Below are 227 nucleotides of genomic sequence, written 5' to 3'. Positions count from 1 at the left end.
ATTCAGATCTACACCACAACCACACACGGACGCCGTCGACTTTTTATTTTCTACACCATTTGATGAAATCATTAATAACCCCTCTATTTCGTTACAAACACTACTCACCAATGCATTATGGCGCTTAGAGAATGAACAATTACTTGAGCATGAATTCATCGCACTCTTTGCTAGAATGACAAGTGAAAAGTTACCCGTAGATCTCGCCACGCTGATGAGCCGCGTGA

The 227-nt window shown here is 41.9% G+C and carries 1 protein-coding gene; it reads left to right on the top strand.

Going from position 1 to position 227, the window contains the following annotated elements:
• On the top strand, nucleotides 1-227 hold a 227-nt coding region (locus CWC11_RS22900; RefSeq protein WP_171038498.1), incomplete at both ends, for a hypothetical protein.

Origin of the sequence: Pseudoalteromonas sp. S3178, assembly GCF_005886985.1 — a bacterium.
GTDB classification, from domain to species: domain Bacteria; phylum Pseudomonadota; class Gammaproteobacteria; order Enterobacterales; family Alteromonadaceae; genus Pseudoalteromonas; species Pseudoalteromonas carrageenovora.
This window is presented reverse-complemented; position numbering and strand designations above follow the sequence as displayed.